7 protein-coding genes are annotated in these 12,230 nt (G+C 63.7%); 6 read left to right on the plus strand and 1 reads right to left on the minus strand.

Translation table 11 applies throughout. The features are described 5' to 3' along the window. The first annotated feature begins 278 nt into the window (after positions 1-278). Positions 279-3,242, plus strand: a complete 2,964-nt coding sequence (gene polA, locus HB778_RS09120; protein WP_183463193.1) for a DNA polymerase I — start codon at positions 279-281, stop codon at positions 3,240-3,242. Positions 3,243-3,278: 36 nt separating this feature from the next. On the opposite strand, the gene HB778_RS09125 is transcribed toward polA, so the two are convergent. After that, entirely contained in the window at positions 3,279-3,683 is a 405-nt protein-coding gene (locus HB778_RS09125; protein WP_095199553.1) for a Fur family transcriptional regulator, read from the minus strand. Positions 3,684-3,929: 246 nt separating this feature from the next. Between HB778_RS09125 and HB778_RS09130 the strand changes: the two genes are divergently transcribed. The 5 genes from HB778_RS09130 to amrB all read left to right on the plus strand — a co-directional run bounded on the left by HB778_RS09130 (position 3,930) and on the right by amrB (position 12,055). Beyond that, positions 3,930-6,131, plus strand: a complete 2,202-nt coding sequence (locus tag HB778_RS09130; RefSeq protein WP_183463195.1) for a caspase family protein — start codon at positions 3,930-3,932, stop codon at positions 6,129-6,131. Between the two features lie 122 nt (positions 6,132-6,253). After that, entirely contained in the window at positions 6,254-6,634 is a 381-nt protein-coding gene (locus HB778_RS09135; RefSeq protein ID WP_183463197.1) for a hypothetical protein, read from the plus strand. Further along, positions 6,631-7,338, plus strand: a complete 708-nt coding sequence (locus HB778_RS09140; RefSeq protein ID WP_183463199.1) for a DUF4760 domain-containing protein — start codon at positions 6,631-6,633, stop codon at positions 7,336-7,338. The genes HB778_RS09135 and HB778_RS09140 overlap by 4 nt, the downstream gene beginning before the upstream one ends. A gap of 56 nt (positions 7,339-7,394) precedes the next feature. Beyond that, positions 7,395-10,373: a caspase family protein gene (locus tag HB778_RS09145; RefSeq protein WP_244661876.1), complete on the plus strand. Its 2,979-nt coding sequence runs from the start codon at positions 7,395-7,397 to the stop codon at positions 10,371-10,373. Further along, the gene (gene amrB / locus HB778_RS09150) at positions 10,370-12,055 is read left to right on the plus strand and encodes an AmmeMemoRadiSam system protein B (protein ID WP_183463203.1); all 1,686 of its coding nucleotides are present in this window, start codon (positions 10,370-10,372) and stop codon (positions 12,053-12,055) included. Before HB778_RS09145 ends, amrB begins: the two co-directional genes overlap by 4 nt. Positions 12,056-12,230 lie beyond the last annotated feature (175 nt).

A 12,230-nucleotide genomic window follows, 5' to 3' on the forward strand; every position in this document is an offset into this window, starting at 1 on the left:
TACTCGAAACGATGCGGCAGCCCGGAGAGGGGGGATAGGCTGCCGCAATTGTCCGGGATAGGCGGGGGACGGGCCTTGCTCCGGACTTCGGCGAAAACTGCCGATAACGTGTATTTGGGTCTCCGAACGTGGCGATTCAAGGGCATCAACGTTACACTTTTGTAACGTGCTCGTGAGCGGGCTTATAGAACCCCAATCTGTCAGGGTGTTGCCGGAACCGATACCTGGCGGTGTCTTTGGCATGGACCAAGCCATCGCGCCGCGCTATCCCTGCCGGCATGAAAAAAGGCGATCATCTCTTCCTCATCGACGGTTCCGGGTACATCTTCCGGGCCTATCACGCACTGCCGCCGCTGACCCGCAAATCCGATGGCCTTCCGGTCGGTGCCGTTTCCGGTTTCTGCAACATGCTGTGGAAGCTGATGCAGGATGCCCGCAACACCGATGTAGGCATTGTGCCGACGCATTTCGCGGTCATTTTCGATTATTCCTCGAAAACCTTCCGCAACGAGCTCTACCCCGAATACAAGGCCAACCGTTCGGCGCCGCCGGAGGACCTGATCCCGCAATTCGGCCTGATCCGCCAGGCGACCAAGGCCTTCAACCTGCCCTGCATCGAGATGGAAGGCTTCGAGGCCGACGATCTCATCGCCACCTATTGCCGGCTGGCCCGCGAAGCCGGCGGCGACACCACCATCATCTCCTCCGACAAGGACTTGATGCAGCTGGTCGGCGACACGGTCGGCATGTACGACCCGATGAAGGACCGTCAGATCGGCATCCCCGAGGTCATCGAGAAATGGGGCGTGCCGCCGGAAAAGATGGTCGACCTGCAGGCGCTGACCGGCGATTCCGTCGACAATGTGCCCGGCGTGCCCGGCATCGGCCCGAAGACGGCGGCGCAGTTGCTGGAGCAGTTCGGCGACCTCGACGGGCTGCTGGCCCGCGCCGGCGAGATCAAACAGGACAAGAGGCGCGAATCGATCATCGCCAACACTGACAAGGCGCTGATCTCGCGCCAGTTGGTGACGCTGAAGAACGACGTGCCGGTGACCGACGGGCTGGACGATTTCGTCCTGCATGCGCCGGACGGGCCGAAGCTGATCGGCTTCCTCAAGACCATGGAATTCACCTCGCTGACCCGCCGCGTGGCGGAAGCGACCAGCACCGAGGCCGGCGACGTCCAGGCCGTCGCCGTGACCGTCGAGCGAGCCGACAACGCGCACGGCCCTGATGTCGGGGCCGGAGCGCCTGCTGTGGCCCGGAGTGGTGCCGAGCCGGCCCAGGCCAATGGAGTGGCAGCCACCACACCGACGACGGATATTGCCAAGCAAGGCGATACCCCTTCCCTGCTCTCAGCCTTGCGGCTGGAGCGTGCGGCCACCGGCAAGATCGACACGGCAGCCTATCCCTGCATTCGCGATATCGCGACGCTGAAAGCCTGGGTCGCCGAGGCGCGTGAGGCTGGCATCACCGCCTTCGACGTCAGGGCGACGTCGGGTGATCCGATGCAGGCCGAACTGATCGGCATGGCAATAGCCACAGCGCCCGGCCGCGCTGCCTACATTCCCTTCGCCCACAAGAGCGGCAATGGTGACCTGCTCGGCGGCGGCACGCTCGAAAACCAGATCCCGCTTCGCGAGGCGCTGGCCGTGCTGAAACAGCTGCTCGAGGACAGATCGGTCCTCAAGATCGCGCAGAACCTGAAATACGATCTGGTCATCATGAGCCGCTACGGCATCGATGTCGCGCCGTTCGACGACACCATGCTGATCTCCTACGTGCTCGATGCCGGTACCCCGCACGGTCATGGCATGGACGCACTGGCCGAGAAATGGCTTGGCCACACCCCGCTCCAGCTCAAGGACGTGACCGGCTCCGGCAAGAGCTCGGTCGGTTTCGACCAGGTCGACGTCGATAGGGCGACGGCGCACGCCGCCGAGGACGCCGATGTGACGCTGCGGCTCTGGCTGGTGCTGAAGCCACGGCTTGCCGCCAAGGGGCTGGTCTCGGTCTATGAGCGGCTGGAACGGCCGCTGGTGCCAGTGCTGGCGCGCATGGAACAGCGCGGCATTTCGGTCGACCGGCAGATCCTGTCCAGGCTGTCGGGCGAACTGGCGCAGGGCGCTGCCCGCCTGGAAGAGGAAATCTACCAGCTCATCGGCGAGCGCATCAACATCGGCTCCCCCAAGCAGCTCGGCGACATCTTGTTCGGTCGCATGGGCCTGCCCGGCGGTTCCAAGACCAAGACCGGCCAATGGTCGACCTCGGCGCAGCTGCTGGAAGACCTCGCCGCCGAGGGCCACGAACTGCCGCGCAAGATCGTCGACTGGCGCCAGCTGACCAAGCTGAAGTCGACCTATACCGATGCGCTGCCCGGCTTCATCCATCCGGATACCAAACGCGTCCACACCTCCTATGCGCTCGCCGCGACGACGACGGGCCGTCTGTCATCCTCCGATCCCAACCTGCAGAACATTCCGGTGCGCACCGCCGAAGGCCGCAAGATCAGAACCGCCTTCATCGCCGACAAGGGCAACCGGCTGGTTTCGGCCGACTACAGCCAGATCGAACTGCGCGTGCTTGCCCATGTCGCCGAAATCCCGCAATTGCGGCAGGCTTTCGCCGACGGCGCCGACATCCACGCCATCACCGCGTCGGAAATGTTCAACGTGCCCGTCGAAGGCATGCCTTCCGAGATCCGCCGCCGCGCCAAGGCGATCAATTTCGGCATCATCTACGGCATCTCGGCCTTCGGTCTCGCCAACCAGCTGTCGATCCCGCGCGAGGAAGCCAGCAACTACATCAAGAAATACTTCGAGCGCTTCCCCGGCATCCGCGACTATATCGAGGAAACCAAGGCCTATGCCCGCGAGCACGGCTTCGTCGAAACCATCTTCGGCCGCCGCATCCACTATCCTGATATCAGGTCGTCCAACCCGTCGCTGCGCGCGTTCAACGAGCGCGCCTCGATCAATGCCCGCCTGCAAGGCACCGCCGCCGACATCATCCGCCGCGCCATGGTGCGCATGGAGGAAGCGCTGGACAAGGCGAAACTATCGGCCCGCATGCTGCTGCAGGTGCATGACGAACTGATCTTCGAAACGATCGAGGCGGAAGTCGAGGCGACGATCCCCGTCGTGCGCCATGTCATGGAGAACGCGGCGATGCCGGCGGTATCGATGTCGGTGCCGCTGCACGTCGATGCGCGAGCTGCGAACAACTGGGACGAGGCGCATTAGCGCCAACGCTTCGTCATCCTCGGATGAAGCGAAGGTTTAGGCCGCTTCGGCCCGGCACTTTGCGCAAACACCGCGAAACTCGATCACCGCCTTCTTGGCGGCGAAGCCGGTCGAACTGACCCATTCGTTCAGCCGGTGGTCGACGTCGTGATCGGACATCTCGGTCACCTGCCCACACGTGTCGCAGATGGCGAAGGCGGTCATCGAATGGCTGTGGTCGTGCGGCTCGGCGCAGGCGACGAAGGAATTGATGCTTTCCAGCCGGTGGACGAAGCCGGACTTCACCAGCGTGTCGAGCGCCCGATAGACCTGCAGCGGCGCGCGAAAACCGCGTTCGCGCAGTTGGTCAAGCAAGGTGTAGGCGCTGAGGGGCCCGCTGGCGGCCTCGAGTTTCTCGAGCACGCACACCTGGTTTTTCGTCAGCACATCCCTTGCCGCCATGGTTCTGTTCCAACTTGTCCTGCGCCATCCCCAGGGCTGTTTGCCCGTGCAAACCGCCTGGTCCCAATCAGATAGCGACGAACCGTCGTCTTTGCTACTCTTCTGTTGTTGTTCCGGGCCGATCGATGACGTGCCGGCACATTTGGTGATGGCAAGATTGATGGCGCGGCGACATTCAAAATACTGACAAAATCCTCGACGAGGGTGGTTTCGCTTGGGAAATTCGATCGGGCTTGGGGAAGCGATATGATCAAATTGACACGCCGGACGCTGCTTGTCGGCACGTCCGCGCTGATGGCGGCTGGTACGGTATCGTTCCGGGCACTGGCGGCATCGCGCACCTATCATGCGCTGCTGGTCGCCTGCACTGAATATCCTGCCCTGCCGCAGAGGAACTGGTTGATCGGGCCGAAGAACGATGCCGGCCTGGTGCACGAGTATCTGCTGAAGAACGTGCCCGACCCGGTGCGGTTTGCACCCGAAAACGTCACGCTGCTTGCCAAGGACGTGCCCGGAGCCAATGGCTTGCCGACCCATGCGGCGATAAAGGCGGCGCTCGCTGACCTGGCGGCCAAGGTTCAGCGTGACGATTTCGTCTATCTGCATCTGTCCGGCCATGGCGCCCAGCAGCCTGAAAGGGTCAAGGGCGACGAGACCGACGGGCTCGACGAGATTTTCCTGCCGGTCGACATCGAGAAATGGATAAACCGCGACGCCGGCGTGCCGAACGCGCTGGTCGACAATGAGATCGGCGATGCGCTCGACGCCATCCGCAACAAGGGCGCTTTCGTCTGGGCCGTCTTCGACTGCTGCCATTCCGGCACCGCCACCCGCGCCGTCGAGGTCGATGATGAGCTGGAACGCAAGGTCGAATTCGCCGACCTGGTCGGCGGCGACGAGGCCGCCAGGGCGGCGGCCATCAAGACCTATGAGGACACGGTCGCAAGCGCTTCGCGCGGCCTCGACGAGAATGGCGCGCGCAAGCCCGCCTTCAACCTGACACCGACCGGCGGCGAGCCGATCACCAAGGGCAAGCTGGTCGCCTTCTATGCCGCGCAGACGGTGGAGACGACGCCGGAAATGCCGCTGCCCAAGGGCACGACGGATGCGCCGCGCTTCGGCCTGTTCACCTTCACCATCCTGTCGAAACTGGCGGAGAATCCCAACGTCACCTATCGCCAGCTTGGCCAGGCCGTGCTGCAGCAATATTCGGCCGACAGCCGCACCCGGCCGACACCGCTGTTCGAGGGCGAACTCGACGCGCGCGTCTTCGGCACCGACAAGACCGACGCCGTCATGCAGTGGCCCATCGTCGTCAAGGACGGCGAGGCGACGATCGGCGCCGGCCTGCTGCATCGCCTCACGCCGGGCAGCAAGCTCGCCATCCTGCCCTCGGCGCTGTCGTCGCTGTCCGACGCGGTCGGCTATCTCGAGGTGCAATCGGCCAAAAACCTGGAAAGCCACGTCAAACCGGTCGAGTTCGAAAAGAAGCCGGCACTCAAGCTCACCGACATTCCCGCCAACGCCTATGCGCGGGTGGCGGAGATCGCCGTCGACTACAAGCTCACCGTCGCACGGCCGGCGGCGACCAAGGGACTGGAGAAGGAAGCCGAGCTGGTCAATTCGGTTCTCGACGAGCTGGCCGCGGCCAAGGAGACCGGCTTCAACATCGAGCTGGTCGATCCCGGCAAGAGCGCCGAGCTGCGCTTCGCGGTAATGCGTGAGAATGCCATCGAAGGCGCGGCCAAGGATGCGTCCGACAAACCGGCGCTGTGGTTCCTGCCGGCATCGGGCGACGTGACCTTGAAGGACGGCAGCAAGCCGCCGCTGATCATCATCCATCCGGACGACCGCCAGAAGCTGGTCGACGCCACAACCAGGAATTTGCGCACCATCTTCCGGGCCACCGGGCTGTCGCGGCTGGCGGCGGCCTCCGACTACAAGCCGGAGGATGTCGACGTCCAGTTCCAGGTCAAGCGCCGCGACAAGGATGGGCTCGAGCCCTTGCAGGCTTCCGCTGTGCCGCGCGTCTCGCCGGGCGACGAGGTGCATGTGCTGGCCAAGAACAGCTCGGACCAGCTGGTCGACATCAACGTTCTCTATGTCGGCAGCGACTATTCGATCACCCACATCGTTGCCGAGCGTCTCGCCCCGCAAGCCACGCTGGAGGAAGGGCTGCTCGCCTTCACCGACACCAGCTTCGGCATGGAGCGGATGATCGCGGTGCTGACCGAGGCGCCGCCGGAGAGCGAGAAGGAGGATCTGAGCTTCCTGGCACAGGACGGCGTCGCGTCGATGACGCGCGGGCTCGGTCCCGCCAGCTTCTCCGACATGCTCGCCGATATCGGCGCGGCGCCGCCGACCCGTTCGGTGATGCGGCTTGCCGACAAGAGCGGCCCGAAGGGCGCGGTGATGATCTTCCCGATGGAGACGGTGCCGCGCGCCTGAGTTCCGGTGCCAGGGCAGCGCGGCCCGGTATAACCGGCTCTTGCGCCATTGGCGCGATATGAGAACATTCCCGGCAGCAGCCATGGCGCATGATGGCCGGACAAAAGCAGATAGGATCGATTGTGAAGAATTCTGTGTTTTCCTGGCGCGGGGCGGTGGCCGGCTTGGCCGGCAGCCTGTTGCTGATCGCCAACGCTTCGGCAGAGGACGCTTGCGGCCTGTGCGTCAAGCAGATCGTCACCAACTCGGAACTGGCGACCTGTTTTCTCGATCAGTACGACCAGATCGCCAAAAGCAACAGCAACGCTGTCGTGGTCGATCTCTCGAGCTGTGCCTCGCGCGGCATCGTCGAGGCACTGCCGTCACCGACAAAGGCGTCTGGGGAACCGGACGTGCAGTTCATGGTTTCGCGCCCGCAACTGCAGTGCCTGAAGAAGCAGCTGGAGACGCCGGGCATCGTGCTTGATCCCTCCGCCACCATCCAACTGGACAACTGCAAATGAAGAAGCCGGGGGGCACGACAAAGCAGGCAGAGGTGGCAGCGCCCGCCAAGGCGCCGGCGGCGAAGCAGACACTGCCGGAAACCACGGAAGGTTTCCCCTGGCCAAGCAGCCATGAGATCAAGAAGGAGAGCAATCCCTTCACCGATCGCGACTGGCGCATGCTGGTCTACGCCTGGTCGGGCTTGCTGGTGCGCTTCGCCATCATCTTCACCCTGGCGTTCTCGGTCTACCAGTTCCTGGCCAACCAGGAGCAGAAGCGCGTCGAGCAGACGATGTCGCTGGTCGAACTCTGGGAAACCAAGGACTACCAGCAGGCGCAGCGGGCGCTGAAGGATCGTCTTGCCGCTCTTAACGCCAAATACGACAACCTGCTCAGCGCCAACCCCTCGCCGACCGAGGAACAGGTGTTCCGCCAGCGCATCGGCATCGAGGCGATGACCGCCGCCGGCGGCGACATGCCGCTCGCCGATTTCAACGAGAATTTCGACCGCATCGTCTATTTCCTCAACCGTCTGTCCTTCTGCGTCGACGGTAACCTGTGTTCGCGCAAGGTGACCGATGCCTATTTCCGCGACTACGCCGTCTCGTTCTGGAGTTATTTTGCCGGCTATGTCGACAAGCAGCGCAAGGCCGGTTCGCCGACTTTTGCCACGGCGATTGAAGCCTATGTGCGCAACGGGCAACCGGCGGCCGACGCCAAATAGCGATGGAAAACGCCCGGGTCAGCGTCCGCCTCATGCGTGCCTGCAGGTGGCTGGCGATGGCTGGAGCTTTGGTCACGGCCTCGGCCGTCCGTGCCGAGGACGCCCCGGATTTCCATCTCGACCTCGACACTGGCGGCCATACCGCACGGATCGCCGACCTCGCCTTCACACCTGATGGCGAGGATCTGGTCTCGGCATCCGACGACAAGACCATCCGCATCTGGGACTGGCAGAGCGGCGTGACGCTGCGCACCATCCGCGGCTATCTCGGCAATGGCAATGACGGCAAGATCTTCGCGGTCGCGGTCTCGCCGGACGGCAAGACGATCGCCGCCGGGGGCTATTTCGGCGCTGGCCTCGGCGACAAGCCGCCCTATGGCGACATCAGGCTGTTCGACTTCGCCACCGGCACGATGAAAGCCGTGCTCAAGGCCGCCGACTACGCGACCTATGACCTCGCCTTCTCTCCTGATGGCAAGACGCTTGCCGCCGGCGGTGCTGACGGCGTCATCTATCTCTGGAAACAGGACGACAAGGCCACATCCGGCTGGACGCTGGACAAGAAGCTCGATGCCGATTCCTGGCACATCGACAAGCTGGCCTTCGCCGCGGGAGGAACCCGGTTGGCGGCAACGACGACCGACAACGGCATCCGGCTGTGGGACGTCACCAAGGGCGAGGAGATCGCCTTGCCGGCTGATGCTGAGCCATTGCGGGACATCAGCGTCATGGCGCTGGCCATCTCGCAGGACGGCAGCTTGTTCGCCACCGGCAGCAAGGACGGCCAGGTCCAGCTCTGGCGCGCGGCCGACGGCACACTGGTGCATGCCATGCCGAAGCAGGATTTCCTCATCGGCTCGCTGACCTTTGCCAAGGGATCGCTTCTGGTCGCCTCCTGCGGCTATCGCTGCGCCGACAAGAACCGCTCCATCGTCTGGAACACCGACAGCGGCGAGAAACTGCTCGACTATGCCGGCCATGATGGCACGGTCTATGCCAGCGCCGCCAATGCCGACGGCTCGCTGGTGGCGACCGCCGGCGGCACGCGCAACGCCATCCAGGTCTGGGACCCGGCGACAGGGGACCGCAAGGCCTTGCTGCTAGGGGTGGGGGAACCGGTGACTGCCATCGGCATCGACGCGGCGAAAGGCATCATCGCCTGGAGCAATGCCAACCCCTGTCCCGAGCGCGTGGCTTGCCCGGAACAGATGGGTGTGCTGGACAAGCGGCTGGAATTGCCTACCACCGAGCGGTTCTTCGAGGATCCGCAGCCGCTGACGGAGCCAGGCTCGTTTGCCCGCGCCGCGCTGAGCGACGGTGAGTGGTCGCTGCACGCCACTCAAGGCGGCAAGGACGCACTGGAAAACGCGGTGCTGGAGATCACCAATGGCGGCAAGGTGGTGCGCTCGATCGAGAACGATGCCACCAACGGTTTTGTCCATTCCGCCTTCACGCTCATCGATAACGGGCTTGGCCTGATCACCGGCGGCAATGACGGCACGCTGCTGGAATACAAGGCCGCGACCGCCAGGGTTTCCGGCGAATTCACCGGCCATACCGGCGAGATCAACGCCATGGTCGCCTCGCAGAAAGCCGGTCTTCTGGTCACCGGCAGCGCCGACCAGACGGTGAGGCTGTGGAACCTGAAGACGCACGAGCTGATCGTGTCGATGTTCTTTGCCGGCTCGCAATGGATCGCCTGGATGCCGCAGGGCTACTACTATTCCTCCGACGAGGGCGACAAGCTGATCGGCTGGCAGGTCAACCAGGGTCGCGACCATGAAGGCCGCTTCATCCGCGCCGGCCAGTTGAAGAAATATCTCTGGAGCCCGGAAATGGTGCGCCGCGCCATCATCTTGCGTAGCGCGAAACAGGCGGTGAAGGAGATGCGGCCGGGCGTCGACGACGAGTTGCAGAAGCTCTTGCAGCGCAAGCCGCCGGAATTCGGCATCCGCCTCGCCGACGACCAGAGCAAGGTCCGCGACGGCTATGTCGCCGTCGAGATCACAGGCGCCAAGGAAGCCGGCACCGATGTCGCCGGCTTCTCGATCCTGTCGAACAGCCGCAATGTCGGCGACATTGCCACGCATTCGGCCGACGGCAACAGCACCATCGTCGAGGTGCCGATCGAGGACGGCCAAAACACCATCCGCATCACCGGCACCAATGAATATGGCTACCTGACCGAGCGCAGCGTGACGGCGCTGGCGAGGAAGGTCGAGAAGGCCGAGGCCAAGGGCAAGCTCTATGTCGCCGTCATCGGCGTCGACAAATATCCGTTCCTGACCGACGCCTGCTCCGGCCACGCCTGCGACCTGCGCTACCCCGTCGATGATGCCACGGAATTCCTCAAAGTGATCGCGCAGAAATCGGCGCCTTTGTTCTCCTCGATGGAGACGCTGGTGCTGGTCAACCGCGAGGCGCTCGACGAGAGCCCCGACAAGGCGCAGCAGACCTACACGGTCGCCAGCGCCGACAACATCATGGAACCGGACTCGCACACGATCGACGACCAGCTCGCCGATTTCCTCGACAGACCCGGCGAGCATGACACCACCATCATCTTCGTCGCCGGCCATGGCATCAACATCGACGAGGACTACTATTTCATCCCGACCGATGGCCGCAAACAGGATGCCGACCGCTGGAAGCGTTCGTCGCTTGTCGATTGGGGTGATATCCAGAAATCGGTCGAACGGGCCAAGGGCATGCGCTTCATGCTGCTCGACACCTGCCACGCCGCCAATGCCTTCAACCCGCGCCTGGAAAAGGATGCGCGGGACGCGCGCATCGTCGTGTTCTCCGCCACCGCGGCCAACAACACCGCCGCCGAATTGCCGGAGCTCGGCCACGGCGTCTTCACCTATTCGATCCTCGAAGGCCTGCGCGGCAAGGCGCGGACATCCGACGGCGGCGTGACGCTGTTCGGGCTCGCCGATTTCATCTCGCGCGAAGTGGTGCGGCTGACCGCGTCGAAGCAGAAGCCGTTCTATTATGTCGGCGGCGTGGAGAACATCGTGTTGGCCGAGCCGTGATAACCCGCCTGCTGACGGTCATCATCTTCTCTCTGGTTCTCGGCGGCACGGCACAGGCCGCCCCGATCGTCTGCCCACCCGGTAGCGAAAACTTCCCACCCTTCTACGACGACGCCACGCTGTTCAAGGACGCCATCGCCAGCGTCGCCACTATCCAGCCCTCCAACCAGCGGCTGACCGGCATCACCGTGCCGCATCATCTTTTAGCCGCCGAACTGGTGGCGCTCGGCTTCCGGGCAGCCTCCGGCTTCCGCTACAAGCGCATCGTCATCCTGTCGCCGGACCATTTCCACAAGACGCACAAGCTCTACGCCACCACTGTGCGCGGCTTCGACACCGTGCTTGGCCCGGTCGCGGCCGACACCGAAGCCGTGCGCCTTCTGGAAGCGCATGGCGACATGGTCGAAGAATCCTGCCTGTTCGACAAGGAGCATGGCGTGCGCGCCATGCTGCCGTTCCTGCACCACTATTTCCCGGAGGCGAAGATCGTGCCGGTGGCAATGTCGGTGAAGGCGAAGCGCGGCGACTGGGACAGGCTGGCCGAGGCGCTGAAACCCCTCGTCGACCAGGACACGTTGATCGTCGAATCCACTGACTTCTCGCACTATCTGCCGCAGCATGACGCCAGGCGTTTCGACCAGCAGACGCTGAACATGCTGGCCGCCGGATCGCTCGACGGCATAGCGGCACTTCGCCAGCCAGATCATGCCGATTCCGTCGGCGCGCTCTACATCCAGACCAGGCTGCAGCGCGAACTGTTCGGCGCCCAGCCGCTGGTGATCGCCAACGAGAACTCGCAGGAACACACGTCCGACTATGTCGAGCGCACCACCAGCTACGTGGTGGCGTTGTTCGGCGCCTTTGGCCCCGGCTTCAACAACCCCGCGCGGCCAAAGGACAGGATCTACTATCTCGCTGGCGACGTGAATTTCGGCCGCGCCATGAAGAAGATCCTGGTCCGTGACGGCGTTGCCGACAAGATCGTCGACAGCGTCCTGGCGCTGACCGGATCGCGGCCGCTCATCGTCAATCTCGAAGGCGTCATCCTGCCCAACGTGCCGGAAGCGATCGACGACATGACGCTGGCCATGCCGGAAGACCTCGCTGCCAGCATGCTGAAGCGGCTGCATGTCGCCGGCGTCAGCCTCGCCAACAATCACGCCTATGATCTCGGCCCGTCCGGCTATGCCGAGACGCTGCGCGCCCTGGACGAGGCCGGCATCCCGCATTTCGGCCAGGGCGAGACGCTGGCGCTTGCCGATCTCGACCTTGTCGGCCTGACCGACATCGACACCAACGGTTCGAAGAACACCGACCTGTTGACCCCTGCCTTGCTTGACAGGCTGCTGCACGAAAATGCCGAACGGCCGGTCGTCGCCTTCGTCCACTGGGGCCGCGAATACAAGACCGAACCGTCGGCGCGCGAAGACATGCTTGCCGATCAGATGCGGTTGCGTGGCGCTTCAGTCATTGTCGGCGGCCATCCGCATGTATCGAGCGAGGCGATCGTCCCGCTTGCCGGCGGCGATGTGGCGGAAGTCTATTCGCTCGGCAATTTCCTGTTCGACCAGAGCGCAGAGCGCTCGTCCGGATCGATGCTGGAACTGCGCGTCTTCGCCCAGGGCACGATCTTCACCCGCCTCATTCCGCTGCCCAACTATTTCGAGATGGGACGCAAATAGGCGACTGCCGTTTTTCGACGTGAAGGTATGTTGAGATTCAGGTCAGGCCGGGTCGAAAACGGCTGATGCCGAGAACCGGAGCGGAGCGTACTTTTCGTACGTGAGCTCAGTTCTACTGCGACGCAGTAGAACGGGGAAGCGCAGGTATCGGCCGTTTGCAGACCGGCCTCACCTG

The organism is Mesorhizobium huakuii, assembly GCF_014189455.1.
Taxonomy (GTDB): Bacteria; Pseudomonadota; Alphaproteobacteria; order Rhizobiales; family Rhizobiaceae; genus Mesorhizobium; species Mesorhizobium huakuii_A.

Coding starts and splice junctions, on each gene's coding strand:
- polA (WP_183463193.1), top strand. CDS start 279: ATGAAAAAAGGCGATCATCTCTTCCTCATCGACGGTTCCGGGTACATC.
- HB778_RS09125 (WP_095199553.1), bottom strand. CDS start 3,683: ATGGCGGCAAGGGATGTGCTGACGAAAAACCAGGTGTGCGTGCTCGAG.
- HB778_RS09130 (WP_183463195.1), top strand. CDS start 3,930: ATGATCAAATTGACACGCCGGACGCTGCTTGTCGGCACGTCCGCGCTG.
- HB778_RS09140 (WP_183463199.1), top strand. CDS start 6,631: ATGAAGAAGCCGGGGGGCACGACAAAGCAGGCAGAGGTGGCAGCGCCC.
- HB778_RS09145 (WP_244661876.1), top strand. CDS start 7,395: ATGGCTGGAGCTTTGGTCACGGCCTCGGCCGTCCGTGCCGAGGACGCC.